Source organism: Subtercola sp. RTI3, assembly GCF_035018625.1.
GTDB lineage: Bacteria > Actinomycetota > Actinomycetes > Actinomycetales > Microbacteriaceae > Subtercola > Subtercola vilae.
The window spans coordinates 31,501-48,562 of the sequence record NZ_JASJXO010000005.1 but is presented as its reverse complement, the minus strand read 5'-3'; the positions used below and the strand labels follow the sequence as shown (position 1 = coordinate 48,562).

Below are 17,062 nucleotides of genomic sequence, written 5' to 3'. Positions count from 1 at the left end.
TCGTCACTGACGCCGTACGGAGCTCAGGTCAGGGGGCGCACTGTCGGTGTCGTCATTTCAACGGTGGTCTGAAGGCTGAGTTGCCGCAACTCGAGCTGGGTGACGATAAGTGCGGCGAGGTCTTCGAGGTTCGCCAGTTCTACGGTGCTGACACCGCGAGGAATGAAGTCGAGCACGCTGAGGGTGCCGATCACGGTGCCATCCTGACGACGAAGCGGCACCCCGACGTAGAAGCGCAGGCCCAGGGGGCCCGTCACGAGTGGACTGTTTTTGGCACGGTCGTCGAGACGCCCGTCTGTGATGATGACCGGCTCATCGCTCGGCGCGGGTGTGCCCGTGAGATCGATCTGCCGGGCGATCTGATCGACGGCGTCGCCATAGTGCGATCGGAACCATGTCTTGTCGCGGTCGACGACGCTCACGATCGCGATGGGAGCAGAGAACACCCGTGCGGCCATTGCGGTGGCCCGATCCAGTGCCTCGTTGGGCAGCGTCTCGAGGATCGCTGAGCGAGCCAGAGCGGCGGCGCGGGATGCCTCATCAGGAAACAGCGGGTGCAGAACCTCCTCCTTGTGCCGGCCGCTTTCGGCGATGACAATGTGGCGAAGGGCGGCCACGAGTTCGTGGCGTTGCGGCCGGTTGTTGGGGTGACGGTCGGTCATCGCCGCGAGTAACCCCCGCCAGAGCTCGGGTAGCTTCTCCGGTACGACCGGATCGCGCTCGAGGCGCGCCATGGCAGATTCGACGATGCTGCCGGGGTACTCGAGCTGACGGGTGAAGCACTGCAACAGCACCAAGCCGAGAGAGTAGACGTCGGTGGCAGCAGAGATGGTGGTACCCGATGCCTGCTCAGGGCTGAGATAGCCCGCAGTTCCTGTTGTCACACCCTGAGCTGTGAGTCGTTCGAGGTCGTGTGCAAGGGCGATACCGAAATCGGTGAGCTTGGCGCGCGCACGCGACGACCCATCCTGATAGTCGACCAGAAGGATATTCGACGGTTTGACGTCTCGATGAATCACGTTGCGGGCATGCATGTAGTCGAGCGCCTCTGCCATGTCATACCCGATCTCGGCGATGTGCCTCGCGGAGAGCCGGGGCCCGCTGGTGAGGTGCACATGAAGATCTGGCCCGTTGACGAGAGCCATGACCAGGTATCGGTTCGCTCGGCCATACTCGTCATACTCGGCACCAGCATCGAACAGCTGAACCAGAGCGTGATGGTCTAGTGAGGCAAGCACGGCAAGCTCTCCGTCGACCCGACCAGACTGCGCCTGGGCCGTGTGAAAGAGTTTGATTGCAACATCTCGGCCGAGTACTTCGTCGCGCGCCCTGAACACGGTGGCCATACCGCCGTATCCGATGGGTTCGAGCAACCGGTAACGATCGCCGAGCATCTTGTCGATCATGAACCCTAGACGAGAGGGTCGTCGCGATCGATCGTTCGTCGGGACACCTGCTCGCCGCTCACGGGGTCAACAGCCGAGCGCGTGGTCATTGTGCTTTGGCGGCGCCGTGTGATGAGCACTATTCCGATGATCATGCCGAGCACACCGGCAGCCATCAAGATGTATCCGACAAGATGCAGGTCGATGAAGGAGACCTGCACGTTCACGGCGAAGGCAAGAATTGCGCCGACAACAAAAAGGAAGATGCCCGATCCAAGGCTCATGATAATTTCCTGCTTTCGAATGCTCGTGGTGAAAGCGGCAGTTGCCGACAAGAGTCTCATGACGATAGCAACTAGTTCATTGGTCTAGCAATCGGCTTGACATGACGATTGCGGCGAGGCTATAAGCAGCTCGCTACGCGATGCCGATCTGGTCGACAGTCGCTTTCATCGTCGTCAGAAAACGCGTCACGATGCGCACCTCATCTGCGGTGAGATTCTGGGTTGCTTCGGCCATGTGCTGCTGTGCCACGGCTAGCATGGGGCCGGTGTCACCCTCGGCGTTTGCCGTCGGAACGATTTCACTTGACCGGCGGTCGGTGAGGCTCTCGCGACGCTCGATGAAACCGCCGGCCTCAAGGCGCTGCAGAAGCACGCTCGTCGAGGCGCTGGAGATGCCCAGATACCGGGTGATGTCTTTCGACGCGACGGGGATGCTCGCCGCCCGTTGATCGAGAACGAACCGCAACGCCAGCAGGTCATTCTCCCCGAGCCCCATCGCTGTGCCGGTGCGCCGTCGCATCGCGGCCTCGGCTGCTCGGTACATGTGCAACGCTTCGAGCACATTCTCACTGCCCCCCGCTTGCTCAACGGGCGCCACTGAACCTTGTGGGTGAGCGTTGGCTCTGACCAGGTCGCTGTAGTCAAATGGGTCAGTCACACCAACCAGTGTGTGCCATCATTTGCTAGTTTGGCTAGCGATTCGCCTGATCTGCGGCGAGAATCAAGTTTCAGCAGCAGAAAGGGCGTCATGGAGTCTGACGAAAACGTGTGGGTCGGCAGGGTGCTCGCCGGCCGCTACACGGTGACCTCGCGGATCGGCTCGGGCGGCATGTCGACCGTGTACCAAGCCTCAGATCAGCAGTTGGGTCGCAGTGTTGCAGTCAAACTCTTCAACCCCGGCGAGGCACGAGACGATAGCAGGCGTCGAAGCGAAGTCGACGTACTGGCACGCCTGAATCACCCGAATCTGGTCACCATGTATGACGCCCATCTCGCGTCTGGTGACGAAACCACCCCGAGCTTCCTGGTCATGGAGCTCGTCAATGGGCCCGACCTCCGCTCGACGCTTGACCATGGCCCGCTCCGCGGGATGGTGGCTGCGCAGATCGCGTCAGACATCGCCGAGGGTCTGGCGGCCATGCACGCCCTCGGTATTGTGCATCGCGACTTGAAGCCGGCGAACATCCTGCTGGCACCGACCGGCCTCCCGTCACCGACCCACCGAGCAAAACTCGCAGACTTCGGTATCGCGCATCTCATCGGCGCCGACAGGATGACCACTGTCGGTACCGTCATCGGAACGGCCGCGTACCTCAGCCCGGAACAAGCGTCAGGCGCAGATCCCGGCCCTGAGGCCGACGTCTACGCCCTCGGGCTCGTGATCCTCGAGGGCCTCACCGGGCATCGGGAGTACCCCGGCACCATCGTTGAATCCATGGGCGCCCGAGCCACCCGCGACCCTCGCGTCGACGGCAGCCTGCCGGCCAGCTGGGTATCTCTGATCACCCAGATGACAGCCCGAGACCCAGCCGCACGGCCCAGCGCCCTCGACGTCGCCATTCGCGCACGAGACATCAGCGCCGACCTTGCCGGATGGGAGGGCGCGACCGCTGCTCCGTCACGCTCGGATGCCACCGTCGCGATGGTCTCCCCCACGCTCAGAATGCCTGCGGTGCCTGAAACCACAGAGGCTACCTTGCCTCTTGCGGGCTCAGTGGCCCCCGCGATACCGCTCAGCTCGCACCGAACCAGCGGCAAGCGCCGCACGGTGATCGCCCTTGTTGCTGCCGCTCTGCTGGTCGCAGGCATTGTGTGGGCCGGTGGATCATGGTTGAACGCTCCCACGACCGATCCGGCCGGGCCACGCCCCATTCCCAGCCAAACAGACACGACAATCGATGTTCCCGCAGACGCCACTTCGCCAGCACCCGCGCAGCCCTCGATTCTGCCCGACCAGACGCCACAGACCGCGACCACCGCTTCGCCAACCCCCTCGACAACATCGACAGCATCGACACCAGCAGCCCCAGCAGTGACGCCCACCCCTGCGACATCAACCAACGGAAACGGAAACGGCAACAACGGAAACGGAAACGGAAACGGGAAGGGAAAGGGAAAAGGAAACGGGTAGAGCAGTCGTTGCTCCGCGAGGTCAGCCCTGCAGGGCGATGGCTTGGCTGAGCCAGAGCGCGTACTGATCCCACGGGTCATCGACTCCGGCCTGCAACAGAGAGATATGGGCATCCAGCTCGGGGTGGTTCGTGAACCATTCGCTGTGCGGGATGCGGTGGGTGGCGAACTGCAGGTGCCTCAGGTGTTCCCGGTGCCGATTTCCGCGCTCGAACGCGACCAGTTCGTCGTAATGCAGTTGCGCGAGCCGCGCGCGCGGGTTGGCCGAGGTGCCGATCTTCACCGTGTCGCGGTAGCGCACGTAGTAGACGACGTCGACGCGAACGGGGCTCGTACCGCTGTCGCGAATCTCGCCGAGACGCCACTCGCAGATGGCGCACAACCAGCCCGACGGGTACCGCACGCCCAGCCGAGACCCGCACGCGGCGCACGCGGTAGGGAGCAGATCGGTCACGCCGACGCCTGCCGCAACGTGGTCGTACGCGGCCAGAAGGTGCTGTTCGCACAGGTTCAGCCAGGTCGCGGGGTCGGCGACATTCGAACACGGTGCACCCTCGGGCGTCGCGAGTGAACACTTCACGCCTGGGGCAGCAGTCATGGCGGCCAACCTACGGCAGGCCGCCGACACCGGTCCGCAGTGCGGCCCTACCTCAGAGCAGCGCCTTGCGCGCGGCCTCGTAGATGGTGCCGATTGTGGGCGCGAATCCGAGGCTGCGGGCGAGGCTCACATCCATCTGCCCCTTCCACGGTTGGGCAAGCGGCTCGGCCGACGAGCCGTAGGGGTAGCCGATGATCTGCGACATCTCGTAGATGCTGAGGGCTGCGTCGTCAGCGATGTTCACCGTGCGCCCGTCAAAGGCGCCCGTCAGCGCCAGAGTGAATGCCGTGGCGATGTCGGCATGATGAATGACACTGAGCCTCTGTGCCGGATGCCACGCCATGCCCGCGGCGAGTTCGGGCAGGGCCTCGAGGTGCCCGTCTTTGTCGCCGTAGATGAACGGAAGCCGCAGAATGCCCCACGTGAGCGAGCTGGCACGCAACAGTTTCTCTGCTTCGACCTTGCTGGCGGGGTAGGCGAGGATTGGTTTAACAACGTCATCCTCGCGGCCGGGGTGAGGGCTGTCGGCGTCGTAGACGTTGGAGGTGCTGGCCAGAAGAAACCGCGCATCCGGAGCGTGCTGTTCAACGGCAGCGATCAGGTTGCGAGTTCCCTCGCGGTTGACCGACCAGATCTGCTCTTCATCGCGCGTGCGGAAGACGGCGGCGAGATGAATGACGGTCGAGACCCCCTCGACGGCAGCCTCGAGAGCTTCGGGGCTCAGAATGTCGCCCTCGGCGCGTTCGACGCCGGCGGGCAGCTCCTTTCCGGGGCGAACGAGCGCGCGGCACTCGATGCCCGCCTCGGCGAACCGTTTGAGCAGGCGGGGGCCGACGAGGCCCGTTCCTCCGGTGATGAGAATCGTCATGATCTGTTCTCTTTCTTGTAGTCGGTGAGTCGTTTGGTGGCGCCGCTGAGAACGCGGTTCATGGTCGCGATGTCGGCAGGGTCGACCCCACCGAAGGCGACCTCGGCGATCAGGGCCATCGGGTCGGGCAGTGACGCCCAGAGCGTTCTGCCCAGAGGGGTGATGAGCAGCAGCTTCTGCCGCTGGTCGTGCGGGGCGGCGATCTGCTCGATGAGCCCCTTGCGGACGAGCGCCGCGATGACCGCGCTGAGGGTCGCTCGTTCGACCTCGAGTTCGCGTGTGAGGTCGCTCTGGCCGACCGATTGCTCGTCGCTCAGCCGGTACAGCACGTACCACTGGGTGGTTCCGAGATCGTAGGGGCGCAGCACCGATTCCATCAGGGCACGACTGGCCAGAAAGTATTTCTTCGCCCACTGGCCGGGAACATCGAGCTCGAAGTCGTTCGCATCGTTAGGCACCTTACAACTATGTATGGTGCCTAACAATATGTCAACGCTGGCCTATGGAGTCGCGCTCGTTCGCGCACCCGTGCCCACAACACATCCACCCATGCCACCCTTGAACCATGGACCTCGTCGTGTCACCCGCTCTGACGATCCCGTCGTCTGAGTTCAGCTGGCGGTTCTCGCGCTCGTCGGGCCCCGGCGGCCAGCACGTGAACACCTCCGACAGCAGAGTCGAACTGATCTGGAATGTCGCCGGCTCGACAGCCCTCACCGAAACCCAGCGGGCACTTCTCCTGGCGCGGCTTTCCCGGCGTCTGGTCGCCGGCTCGGTCACGGTGATCGCCTCAGAGCGCCGCTCGCAGTTGCGCAATCGCGAGACCGCGCTGGCCAGACTCTCTGACATCATCGTCTCGGCACTGGCTCCGGATGCCGCCCCCCGCCGCCCCACCAAAGCCACTCGCGGATCGAAACTCCGCCGGCTCGCCGCGAAGGGCCAGCGCTCGGAGACGAAGCAACACCGGCGGCGCCCCTCGGCGGAGTGATCTGCGTTTGGCACTCTGCAGAGCGCAGTCTGCGTTCCGTGGTCTGCGCACCACGATCGCCGAGCGCTCCACAGCACCGCGGTAGGCTTCTGCAAATGACGCCTGCGGTACCTTCTCCAGCGAACCGGATGCTCGACGACTGGTGGATTCGCATCGAACCACTCCGCACTGCCATCGATGGGCTACCGTTCGTTCGCGGTCTTGCCGAGGGCACCCTCGAGGCCGCCGTCTTCCGCAACTACCTCGCCCAGGATGCGCTCTACCTGCGTGAGTACTCCCGCGCGCTGGCTCGGGCCAGCCAGCTCGCACCCACCACCGCCGAGCAGTCATTCTGGGCCACGTGCGCTGCCGGCGCGCTGGTCAGCGAGCTCGAACTGCACCGCTCCTGGCTGGCCGTCGACGAGCGCTCTGTCGAGGCATCCGATGTGACGCTGGCCTACCTCAACCACCTCGCGGCCGCAGAGGCCCGGGCCACCTATCCCGTGCTCATCGCCGCCCTGTTGCCCTGTTTCTGGCTCTACCAAGACCTGGGCACCCGGCTCGTCACGTATTCACACCCTGCGCACGCCTATGCCAGCTGGCTCAGCACCTACGCCGACCCTGCCTTCGATCTCTCGACCCAGCAGGCCATCGAATACGTGGATGCCGCGGCCCAGTCCGCCCTGCCCGCCGAACGTGAACTCATGTGGCGGGCTTTCACCGTCTCGTCGAAGCACGAGCTGCACTTCTTCGACCAGTGACTGCCTGCTAGGTGAACAACAATGCGTGAGCGATGCCGTGCGTGGCTCCGCTTTGCACCCGGCTTGTCCCAGTAGTACGTGGTGAGGCTGTCCAACTTGAGCCGTACGCGCTGAAAGTCCAACCGCTCCCGACGAAGTCCTCACGTCAGCAGATGGCGACCGATCGCGCGACGGCCGCAATGGCCTCCTCGTTGCGTTGGTAGTGCGAGAACTGCCCCACCCGCGTGCACGTGACGAGACCCGCGCGCTGCAGAGTCGCCATAAACTGTGACGCCGTCGACTGTGACACCTCAGCGCGAGCCTGAATATGCTTCAGACACACGCCGACCTCGTGCGCCGGGCGATCTTGCGGAGGGAAAGAATCGGGTTCTTTGAGCCAGCCCAGAATCGCCAACCGCATCGGATGACCGAGCGCTTTGAGCGCAACCACCAGGTCGGGACTCTCTGATTCCACCACACGAAGATCATATCGCAATATTGCGATTTAACGATATGGTGACGCATCGGTAAATCGCGATCTAACGATGGGACGTCATGAAGAAGCACACTGCACTGGTCGTCGGAGCCAGAGGAGTCATCGGAGGCAACCTGCTCAGACACCTCCAGAACACGGGCGGATGGGAGATCATCGGCCTTTCGCGCCGCGGGGGCGTTGGGGGCACAGCGGCCACAGGCGACACAGACGACACAGCGGGCATAGCGGGCACCGCGGTTACACACATCGCCGTCGACCTGCTCGATCGAGACGCAACCACCGCGGCACTCGCCGGGCTCGAGTGCGTCACTCACATCTTCTACGCCGCGTACCAAGATCGAGCGACGTGGTCTGAGCTGGTGCCCCCGAATCTCGCCATGCTCACCAATGTGGTCGACGCCATCGAACCCATCGCGAACGATCTCGTTCACATCAGCCTCATGCAGGGATACAAGGTCTACGGCGCTCACCTCGGGCCGTTCAAGACTCCGGCCCGAGAGGATGACCCACCCCACATGCCACCAGAATTCAACGTCGACCAGCAGCAGTTCCTCGAGCACCGGCAGACAGAAGCCTCCTGGACATGGTCAGCGTTACGCCCGTCCGTCGTCGCGGGAGTGGGTCTCGGCAACCCGATGAACCTGACCATGGTGATCGCCGTCTACGCTTCCGTGTGTCGGGAGCTCGGCATCCCCTTCCGATTCCCCGGCAAACCGGGTGCGTACACGAGCCTGATCGAGATGACAGATGCCGACCTGCTCGCCAAAGCCACGGTCTGGGCCGCAACGAACCCGGCGGGTGCGAATCAGGCGTACAACATCGCCAACGGCGACGTCTTTCGGTGGGAGTCGATGTGGGCCACCATCGCGAAGTTCTTCGAACTCGAAGTGGCGCCCCCGCTGCCGATGAGCCTGGCCGACGTGATGGCCGACAAGGGGCCGCTCTGGAACACGATGGTTCAGAAGTACGACCTGCTGCGCACGCCGTATTCGGATGTGTCTTCCTGGGCCTTCGGAGACTTCGTTTTCGGCTGGGACTATGACGTCATCGCAGATACGTCGAAGGCACGCCGAGCCGGGTTCCACGAGTACATCGAGACCGAAGCCATGTTCGCCGACATCTTCACCGCGCTGCGTACGGCACGCATCATCCCGTGACGGCCAGCGAGCTGCGTGCCCTGAATTCGCACGGCACGATATGCCGCAGCGGCGCGTCGCCAGCCAGAAGCAGCATGCCCGCGTCGAAGCCCATCTGCTCGTGCGGCAGCGCCACCGTCGCCAGCGGCGGGCGCATCTGGTCTGCAAGGTCGGGCTGGTCGTCAAAACCGACGATGCTGATGTCAGCGGGGCATCGCAACCCCAGGGCGTGCGCTGCCATCAACGCCCCCACGGCCATCCGGTCGTTGCCGCACAACAGTACGGTCGGACGAGTTTCAGCCAGCACGGTCATGGCCAGGTCATAACCTGAGCCCACCTGATAATTTCCGAACTCGAGACGAATGGTCGCGGGGTCGATGTCGGCCTGCCGTGCGGCATCGGCCAAGCCGCGCACGCGCTCCCGACACGCGAAGTCGTCTGCGGGTCCACCCAGAAACGCGAGGTCTCGATGCCCCGCCGCAAAGGCGGCAGCGGCGGCATCTTTACCACCCTGGTACTCATCGGCCAGCACCACGATGGCATTCGACGCGTCGGCAGGAAAGCAGTTGACGAAGACAACGCGAGTGTCAGAGGGCACGGCGATGGGGTGGATGACTTCAGGGCCGGGCGCGGCATAGATGAGGCCGGCGACTCCTTGACGAATGAGATTCTCGACTGCAGCCTTGCCGCCGTCAGGGGTCTGTTCCGTTTCCACCACGAAGCAGACGTACCCCGCATTCTGCACGGCGCGCTGGATGCCCGTGATGATTCGACCGGCGTAGGGCTGAGACACAATACGGTCGGCTATCACACCAACCGTGTACGAGCGATTCGAACGCAGCGCCTGGGCCGCCTTGTTGGGCTGAAAGTTCAACGCTCGCGCCGACTGCAGAACCCGGGTTCGGGTGCTTTCGGCGACAGAGACGTCTCGCCGGTCGTTGAGAACGAAAGAGACGGTGGGCTGCGACACGCCCGCGTGCCGGGCCACGTCTTTCATGGTCACACGTCTCGCTGGTTGTGCGTCGTCGCGGCTTGCCACGGGGCCTCCTCGCCGTTTTCATCATGGCAGAAACAAATACGTATTGCATATTGGTGTCGACGTGGGTAAATTCACCCTTACCAATACGTATTGGTTACGATCGCTTCATTCAGTGCAGAAAAGAGATCATCATGACACCCCACCTCACTCGCCGACAGCTCATTCAGGCCGGTGCCGCCGGGGCCGCGGCTCTGGTACTGGTCGAAGCCGCGCCACTGCCTGCCCTCGCCGTCACCTCGTTGCGGGCGCACTTTCACATGACGCCACCGTCAGGTTGGCTCTGCGATCCCCAGCGCCCCGTGTACACCCGAGGTGCGTACCAGTTGTACTACCTCCACTCGGCCATAGACAACGGAGACGGCGGGTGGGATCACACCACCACGACAGACGGTGTCAAGTTCACCTACCAGGGCCCGGTCATCCCGTTGCAGACGAATTTTCCCGCGTGGACGGGGTGCACCCTCATCGACACGAACAACACGGCCGGGTACGGCGCGGGCGCCGTTATCGCCCTCGCCACACGCCCCACCGGCGGCGTACGCAAGTACCAGGAACAGTACCTGTTCTATTCGACTGACGACGGATTCACCTTCACCGCCAGGCCGAACCCCGTCATCGTGAACACCGACGGCAGGTCGGCCACGACTCCGGCGCAGGTCGAGAACGCCGAATGGTTCCGCGACCCCAAGGTCGCGTGGGACTCGGTGCACAACCAGTGGGTCTGCGTCATCGGTCGGGAACGCTATGCGGCGTTCTACACCTCGACGAACCTCATCGATTGGACCCTGCGGAACAACTTCGACTACCCCGACCACAACCTCGGCGGTATCGAATGCCCCGACCTCTTTCAGATGACCGCCGACGACGGAACACAGCACTGGGTTCTCGGAGCCGGTATGGACGCCTATAACGAAGGTCTGCCCTGCACCTACGCGTACTGGACCGGAACCTGGAACGGAACCGCGTTCACTGCCGACAACGTCACCCCCCAGTGGCTTGATTGGGGCTGGGACTGGTACGCCGCAATCACGTGGCCTTCAGTCGATCAGCCCACCATCAAACGGTATGCCATGGCCTGGATGAACAACTGGAAGTACGCCAACCGAACGGTTCCCACCGACTCATCCGACGGCTACAACGGGCAGAATTCGATCACTCGCGAACTGACGTTCGCCCGCCAGTCAGACGGGCGGTATCAGCTTCTCAGCCAGCCGATCAGCGCGCTCGCCTCATACGCCACCAGCACGACCACAATTCCCACTCAGGTCGTCAACGGCAGCCTCGTGCTGCCCTGGAGCGGGCGGGCGTATGAACTCGACATCGACATCAGCTGGAGCGCAGCAACAAATGTCGGCGTCTCCGTCGGCCGCTCCGCGAACGGCACTCGGCACACCAACATCGGCAAATACGGGTCAGACCTGTACGTCGACCGAGGGCCGTCAGACCTCAGCGGGTACTCTCTTCAGCCGTACACCAGGGCGGCCGCTCCCATCGATTCGGGTGCGCGCACGGTACACCTGCGCATTCTGGTCGATCTGCAGAGCGTCGAAGTGTTCGTGAACGCCGGCCACACCGTGCTGTCGCAACAAGTGCAGTTCACCGACGGCGACACCGGCATCTCGCTCTACTCCGATGGCGGCCCAGCAACGTTCTCCAACATCAGCATTCGCGAGTTCGTCACCGTGATCTGAGTCAGATCGTAGAGCTCGACCCGGGCACGGATGGGCGCGCGGCCGTCCGCCGACAAGACGATCTCGCGTGCATCCGGAGCAGAAAAGGCCTGCATCGTCAGGGTGGCCGCCCCACGGTTGGCGAACACCTCGACGATGCACCCATCGACGAAGATGTCGAGCTCGAGACGATGAGACAGCGACTGTGACAGCGACTGTGGCGACGACGACGACGACGACGGGAGCCGTACCGAGCTGACCTCTGCGAACCGCGGGTGAAACTCGTTGCGGCCCGACCGTGTTCGCTCGAACGACAGCGTGTGGGTGCCGGCGGCGTAGTGGAGAACAGCCGCCGGCATCCCAGCCCCCGAGAGCAGGCCGACGGAGACTTCTGCGGCATCGTCGAGAGTGCAGGTGAGACGGAATCGGTAGTGGCGACCCGAATCGAAGATGACGGGGCCCTCGAGGTGGTCGGCCTGGTAGGTCTGGCTTGGCTCAGCGGGCAGGGCTTCCTCTGTCACGGCGGGGAGGTTCTGGGTGATGCCGGTTTCGGTGAGTTCGAGCTGCCGAGGCAGCGTCATGGCGCCTCGCCACGGGTATGTGGGAGCGTCGGCGGCGTACTGCCAGTTGTTGGCCCAACCGAGAATGATGCGACACGCGTCGGGTGTGTTTGCGAACGAGACGGCCGCGTAGAAGTCACGGCCGTAGTCGAGCGGGCGCCACGTCTCGGCGTCGTCGGCCACGAAGACGTGCCCGTCGAAGTGCCCCGTGAAGGAGAAGGCAGCTGAATCGTGGTCGGGTACTTTGTTGGTGCTGAGAACCAGAACCCACCTCGGGTGCGACGGGTCTCCATTCAGGTTCAGCGCAAAGAGGTCGGGGCATTCCCAGACGACCCCCTCGTCACCGAACGGCCCGAATGTGCTCTCGTAGGCCCACGTGATGAGGTCGTGCGAGCTGTAGACGAGGAGCATTCGCTGCTCGGCTTCGACCGCCACCATCACCCAGCGTTCGCGGCCGTGTCTGTCGGCCGCGCGAAACACTTTCGGGTCGCGGAATGCGCTCGAGTTGCGGTCGAGCACCGGGTTGGCGTGGTACTTCTGCCACGTCATGCCGCGGTCGAGGCTGAACGCGAGAGCCTGGGCCTGCACGGCGTTCGAGGTGACACGCGTGTAGATCGCCACAAGAGGTACGACACCGTCTTGGCCGAACCCGGTGGTGTTGTCGTGGTCGACAACGATCGAGCCCGAGAAGATCTGCTCATCCTGCGTGTAGGGCAGCGCCAGAGACTGCTCTGCCCACGACAGCAGGTCGGTGCTCGTCGCATGCCCCCAGCTCATGTTGCCCCAGTCGTTGCCGTCGGGGTTGTACTGAAAGAAGAGGTGATAGACGCCGTCGAGGTACACCAATCCGTTGGGGTCGTTCATCCAGTTTCTCTGCGGAGTGAAGTGAAAAACCGGTTTGTCGGCATCGTCCGTCATGCGATGGATGCGCGGATGACCGGCGGGCAGGGAATCAAAATGGGCTTGCCCGACGGGTTCGGATCCCCCAGGAGCCTCCGGATGCCCGCCGCCCCGAGCTCGTAGTGAGGCAGCGCAACGGTGGTCAGTGGCGGGCGGAGGTGCGCCGCAATGACCTCCTGGTTGTCGAACCCGACAACCGCGAGGTCGCCGGGAATGGTGAGGCCTCGTTCGTGAGCCCTGTCATAGAGCCCCATCGCCATTCGGTCGTTGTGGCAGAAAACGGCGGTCGCGTCGAGCGTGAGCACATGGTCGAGTGCGGCGTATCCCCCTTCTTGGTCCGAGGGGGCGTTCAGCACCAGATCGGGGTCGTAGGCAATCGCGGCAGCCTCGAGTGCTGAGCGGTAGCCGGCGAGTCGCCCCTCCTGGGCCGGCGAGGGTGAAGTGGTGTTGATGAACGCGATCGTGCGGTGCCCCGCCTGAATCAGCAACTCGGTGGCCGTTCGACCACCCTGAACCTCGTCGGGAACGACGGCGGGGGCGGTGGATCCGGCCTCGTAACAGTCGACGAGCACGTAGTCGGTTTCGCGCAGTGCCTCGGGTACCGTGACAGCCCGGTGAAACCAGGTGGAATAGAGGATGCCCCGCACCTGGTGTTCGAGCATCATCGTGATTGCGGCGTCTTCTGCGGCAGGGTCGCCCTCGGTGTTGGCCACCAGTAAGACGTAGCCGTGTTTCCACGCTTCGTCTTGTGCACCGTGAATGATCTGCCCGGCGAAGGGGGTGGTTGCGATCGCGTCGGCGACGAGGCCGATGAAGTTCGAGGTGCCGCTCGAGAGCGTCTTCGCCAGTGCGTTCGGTCGATAGCCCAGTTCTTGAATGGCATCCCTGACCCGCTGGCGCGCGTCTTCCCCGATGCGGGCGCCCTCTTTGTTGTTCACGACGTGTGACACAGTGGCAACCGAGACACCGGCGGCGTCGGCCACCTCTCTCATCGTCACCGGTTGCCTGGCGTGTTCCGAGCTCATCGTCGCTTCTCCACGTACGTCATTGTCACGGTCATCCTTTGGTCGCCCCGCTGGCCAGACTGTACGTCATGGCCCGGTTGAGAATGAGGAAGACCAACAGCAGTGGTGTGATGCTGACGCAGACGGCGGCGAACGTTGCCGTCCAGTCGACTTTCCCCATTGCTCCAATGTAGTTCTGCAGCCCCAACGGAATGGTCTTGAGACCATCGGTGAGAACGAAGGTGTTGGCGAAAATGAAGTCGTTCCAGATGAAGATACTGTTCACCATCGCCACCGTCACCATCGTGTTCACCGACAGCGGCAGGGTGATCTGGCCGAAAATGCGGTACGGGCCGGCCCCATCGAGCGAGGCAGCCTCGTAGATCTCGCTTGGAATGTACTCGTAGAACGACGAGAACAGGTACACCGACGTGGGCAGCGCGAAGCCGGCGAGCGGGATGATGATCGACTGGTACGTGTTGAGCAGGCCCGCCTGCGCGTAGTCGACGAACAGCGGCACGAGTGCCACCTGCACGGGCACAATGATGCCGATGAGAAAGAGCCCGCGAACGAATTTGCTGAACCGGAACCCGAGCACCTGCAGCGCGTACGCGCCCATCATGCCGAGAAACACGATGACAACGATGGCTCCGACGGTGACAATCAGGGAATTGAGGATGTTCAGGCCCAGGTTGCCGTTCGCGAATGCCCTGGCGTAGTTGTCGAACGTGATCTGGGTGGGAAAGGCAAAGGGGTTGCCGCCCGCGAAGTCTTGTTCGGTTCGCACACTCGTGATGAAGAGCCACGCCAAGGGGTAGACCTGCACGATGACGATCGCGGCGACGATGATGCCGGTGATGCGTGACTGCAGGTTTCGCTTCGGGCGCCGTGACGTGGGCTGAGGTCGTTCTGTTGCGCTGGCCGAGGTGGCTCGGTGCAGTGAAAGGGTGCTCATGCGTCGGCCTTACGTCGAAGGATCAGAAAGATGATTCCAACAGCGACCAGGCATTCGATGACCACGAACACCGAGATCGCGCTGGCGTAGCCGTAGTTGGTGCTGGTGAATGCTGTTTTGTACATGTAGGTCGTCAAGAGTTCTGACGATTGGCCCGGGCCACCGTTGGTCAGAAGGTAGGGGATGTCGAAGCCGCGCAGCGCGTTCGTTGTAGCCAAGACGGTGGTGGTGATCCACACCGGGCGAATGTAGGGGAACCGAATACGCCAGAACGTCTGCCACCACGATGCCCCGTCGATCTTTGCGGCCTCTTCGAGCTCGGCCGGCACGGCCAGCAATGCGGCGTAGATGATCAGCATGTAGAGCCCGGTGAAGCGCCACCCTTCGGGTATCGACACCGCGGCGAGAACGGTGCTCACGTCAGAGAGCCAGGCGTGTTGCACGTTGCCGAGACCGATGAATGCGAGCACCTGGTTGATGAGGCCCACGGGGTCGAGTGAGTAGACCCTCTGAAAGAGGAACGCGATGGCCACGGTCGAGATGACCGCGGGCAACAGGTAGAGGGTCTTGACGACTTCGCGCCCGCGGCGGAGCAGGGTGAGCAGGCTCGCCACGATCAGCGCCCCTCCGAGCTGAAGCACCAGACAGATCGCCACATACCCGAGCGTGTTGCCGAAAGCCTTCCAGAACACGGTGTCACCCGTGAGCATCGTGATGTAGTTCTCGGCTCCGACGAACGTCATCGGGCTGATGCCGTCCCAGTCGAAGAAGCTGAGAAACAGAGACTGGAAGATCGGCAGCAGTACGGCAATGCCGTAGAGGGCGAGTGGTGGTATCAGGAAGATCAGCACGGAGAGGCGTGATCGTTGGGGAAGCATCTGCGTCCCTTTCTAGCAGAACCGGGGTTCTGCGTCAGGAGTGAACGGTTTCGGTACTACTTGAAGGCTTTCGGACCGTTCTCGCCGATGACCCCATCCATCGTCGAGATGAACTCGTCTGGCTTCGTTTCACCCTGCAGAAGCAGTGTGAGCTCCTGCTGCAGTCGGGTGTTCGAGGTGGGGTCGAGTTGGGTGTCCCACGGCATGGCTGTCTTGTCTCCCACAGTGTTGGCCTGGTCGACGGCCCGCTGGTAGAGCGGTGTCGCATTTGCGGGAATCGTCGTTGCGACGTTCGTTGTGGGCGACAGAGCACCGGTCGCCGCGTACACCGCCGGGTAACGCTTCAGAGCGAACGAAAGAAAGTCACGCACCAGGGGGTCATACGTTTTCGAGTTCACGGCCATCCCGATACCCGACGGCGACACGTATTCGTTCGCGTCGGTCACCGAACCCTTCGTCACGGGCAGGGTGAAGTAGTCGATATTGTCCCGAATGGCGGGGTCGAGCTTGTCGGTTGCGAGGCTACCGAGCTCCCACGTGCCGATGTTGTAGACGGCCGCCTTACCGGAAGTGAAGGAGGCCTGGGCATCTGAGTAGCCGGTCGACGAGAAGCCGTCTTGAAAGCAACCCGCCGTGCCGAGAGTGCTGAGCCAGTTGACCGCAGCGGTGCCGGTGGAGTCGCTGAGCTTCGCGTCACCCTTCTTCAGGCTCTGAATGTAGTCGGGGCCCGCCGTTCTGAAGGGGTAGTACGACATGTACCGTTCGAGCGGCCACTGGTCTTGCCCGTCGAGCGCGATGGGGGTGATGCCCGCTGCACGGAGTTTGGTGCACATGGCCGGGATATCATCGAGCGAGGTGGGGATCTGAACGCCAGCCTGCTGAAAGAGAGCCTTGTTGTACCAGAAGAACTCCAGCTGAAACTCGAACGGCACCATGTACAGCGAGCCGTCGTCGAACCGCTGGTAGTTCAGAGCCGCCGGCCGATAGTCGTCGTACACGCCGAGGTCTTTCAACAGCGCGGTCGCATCCATCATCTTGCCCTGCTTCGCAAGCTTCTGCGCGAACGGGGTTGCGTCGGTGTCGAACAGCTCGGGCAGCTGGTTCGCCGCGGCGAGGGTCTCGTACTTCTGGATGTACGAGGGCCTGTCTGGCGTGCTGATCAGGTTGAGCGAGAACCCGGGGTGATCTTTGGCGTACTCGTCGGCGATCTGCTTCATGGCAGTGATCACCCCACCATCGGCCGGTCGCGACAGCAGCCACGAGATCTCCCGCGGTTTGATGTCACCTGTCGGGTGGATGTTCGTCGGGTCGGCGCTGCCCGATGAGCCTCCAGCGCCGCAGCCGGTCAGAAGCAGGGCGAGAGCTGCGGTGGTGGCCGCGGCGGCAAACAGTTTTCGGTGTTTCATGATTTCTATCTCCATTGATCGAACAGTAAAGGAAGGTGAAGCTGGG

Annotated in this window: 18 protein-coding genes; 5 read left to right on the top strand and 13 right to left on the bottom strand. The window is 63.0% G+C overall.

What is annotated here, in order from left to right:
- Nucleotides 1-23 precede the first annotated feature (23 nt).
- From QN358_RS03485 to QN358_RS03475, 3 genes are all read right to left on the bottom strand, one after another.
- Complete coding sequence (locus QN358_RS03485) at nt 24-1,406, bottom strand: protein kinase domain-containing protein (RefSeq protein ID WP_136640738.1); 1,383 nt, start codon at nt 1,404-1,406, stop codon at nt 24-26.
- A gap of 5 nt (nt 1,407-1,411) precedes the next feature.
- Nucleotides 1,412-1,669 (bottom strand): DUF6458 family protein, encoded by a 258-nt coding sequence (locus tag QN358_RS03480; protein WP_136640739.1) that lies wholly within the window; start codon nt 1,667-1,669, stop codon nt 1,412-1,414.
- A 133-nt stretch (nt 1,670-1,802) separates the two neighbouring features.
- Entirely contained in the window at nt 1,803-2,213 is a 411-nt protein-coding gene (locus QN358_RS03475) for a MarR family winged helix-turn-helix transcriptional regulator (protein WP_136640827.1), read from the bottom strand.
- Between the two features lie 204 nt (nt 2,214-2,417).
- Between QN358_RS03475 and QN358_RS03470 the strand changes: the two genes are divergently transcribed.
- Nucleotides 2,418-3,800, top strand: coding sequence for a serine/threonine-protein kinase (locus QN358_RS03470; protein WP_323511610.1), 1,383 nt, complete (start codon nt 2,418-2,420; stop codon nt 3,798-3,800).
- A gap of 21 nt (nt 3,801-3,821) precedes the next feature.
- Here the strand turns inward: QN358_RS03470 and QN358_RS03465 are convergent, their stop codons facing one another.
- Genes QN358_RS03465 through QN358_RS03455 form a run of 3 tightly spaced genes read right to left on the bottom strand, consistent with a single transcriptional unit; the run spans nt 3,822 to nt 5,723 of the window.
- Nucleotides 3,822-4,397: a GIY-YIG nuclease family protein gene (locus QN358_RS03465; protein WP_323511609.1), complete on the bottom strand. Its 576-nt coding sequence runs from the start codon at nt 4,395-4,397 to the stop codon at nt 3,822-3,824.
- 52 nt (nt 4,398-4,449) lie between these two features.
- Nucleotides 4,450-5,265 (bottom strand): NAD(P)-dependent oxidoreductase, encoded by an 816-nt coding sequence (locus QN358_RS03460; protein ID WP_323511608.1) that lies wholly within the window; start codon nt 5,263-5,265, stop codon nt 4,450-4,452.
- Complete coding sequence (locus QN358_RS03455) at nt 5,262-5,723, bottom strand: MarR family winged helix-turn-helix transcriptional regulator (protein WP_237280224.1); 462 nt, start codon at nt 5,721-5,723, stop codon at nt 5,262-5,264. The genes QN358_RS03460 and QN358_RS03455 overlap by 4 nt, the downstream gene beginning before the upstream one ends.
- A gap of 107 nt (nt 5,724-5,830) precedes the next feature.
- On the opposite strand from QN358_RS03455, the gene arfB reads away from it, so the two are divergent.
- On the top strand, nt 5,831-6,253 hold the full coding sequence (gene arfB, locus QN358_RS03450; RefSeq protein WP_136640744.1) for an alternative ribosome rescue aminoacyl-tRNA hydrolase ArfB: 423 nt from the start codon (nt 5,831-5,833) through the stop codon (nt 6,251-6,253).
- Between the two features lie 95 nt (nt 6,254-6,348).
- On the top strand, nt 6,349-6,993 hold the full coding sequence (locus QN358_RS03445) for a TenA family protein (RefSeq protein ID WP_323511607.1): 645 nt from the start codon (nt 6,349-6,351) through the stop codon (nt 6,991-6,993).
- A 145-nt stretch (nt 6,994-7,138) separates the two neighbouring features.
- On the opposite strand, the gene QN358_RS03440 is transcribed toward QN358_RS03445, so the two are convergent.
- On the bottom strand, nt 7,139-7,450 hold the full coding sequence (locus tag QN358_RS03440) for a helix-turn-helix domain-containing protein (RefSeq protein WP_323511606.1): 312 nt from the start codon (nt 7,448-7,450) through the stop codon (nt 7,139-7,141).
- Between the two features lie 77 nt (nt 7,451-7,527).
- On the opposite strand from QN358_RS03440, the gene QN358_RS03435 reads away from it, so the two are divergent.
- Nucleotides 7,528-8,625 (top strand): SDR family oxidoreductase, encoded by a 1,098-nt coding sequence (locus tag QN358_RS03435; RefSeq protein WP_323511605.1) that lies wholly within the window; start codon nt 7,528-7,530, stop codon nt 8,623-8,625.
- Here QN358_RS03435 and QN358_RS03430 read toward each other — a convergent pair.
- Nucleotides 8,615-9,643 carry a LacI family DNA-binding transcriptional regulator gene (locus QN358_RS03430; protein ID WP_323511604.1) on the bottom strand — a complete coding sequence of 343 codons (1,029 nt, stop codon included), beginning with the start codon at nt 9,641-9,643 and terminating at the stop codon, nt 8,615-8,617. The two genes, QN358_RS03435 and QN358_RS03430, sit on opposite strands and share 11 nt — an antisense overlap.
- Nucleotides 9,644-9,774: 131 nt before the next feature.
- Between QN358_RS03430 and QN358_RS03425 the strand changes: the two genes are divergently transcribed.
- On the top strand, nt 9,775-11,334 hold the full coding sequence (locus QN358_RS03425; protein ID WP_323511603.1) for a glycoside hydrolase family 32 protein: 1,560 nt from the start codon (nt 9,775-9,777) through the stop codon (nt 11,332-11,334).
- Here the strand turns inward: QN358_RS03425 and QN358_RS03420 are convergent.
- From QN358_RS03420 to QN358_RS03400, 5 genes are read right to left on the bottom strand one after another with little or no spacing between them, the layout of a single operon-like run.
- Nucleotides 11,268-12,791 (bottom strand): glycoside hydrolase family 32 protein, encoded by a 1,524-nt coding sequence (locus tag QN358_RS03420; protein WP_323511602.1) that lies wholly within the window; start codon nt 12,789-12,791, stop codon nt 11,268-11,270. The genes QN358_RS03425 and QN358_RS03420 overlap by 67 nt on opposite strands.
- A complete protein-coding gene (locus QN358_RS03415; RefSeq protein ID WP_323511601.1) occupies nt 12,788-13,798 on the bottom strand; it encodes a LacI family DNA-binding transcriptional regulator in 1,011 nt (336 codons plus the stop codon). Before QN358_RS03415 ends, QN358_RS03420 begins: the two co-directional genes overlap by 4 nt.
- A 31-nt stretch (nt 13,799-13,829) precedes the next feature.
- Entirely contained in the window at nt 13,830-14,732 is a 903-nt protein-coding gene (locus QN358_RS03410) for a carbohydrate ABC transporter permease (protein WP_136640752.1), read from the bottom strand.
- Entirely contained in the window at nt 14,729-15,610 is an 882-nt protein-coding gene (locus QN358_RS03405; RefSeq protein WP_136640753.1) for a carbohydrate ABC transporter permease, read from the bottom strand. Before QN358_RS03405 ends, QN358_RS03410 begins: the two co-directional genes overlap by 4 nt.
- Nucleotides 15,611-15,666: 56 nt before the next feature.
- Nucleotides 15,667-17,016, bottom strand: coding sequence for an ABC transporter substrate-binding protein (locus QN358_RS03400; protein ID WP_323511600.1), 1,350 nt, complete (start codon nt 17,014-17,016; stop codon nt 15,667-15,669).
- Nucleotides 17,017-17,062: the final 46 nt, after the last annotated feature.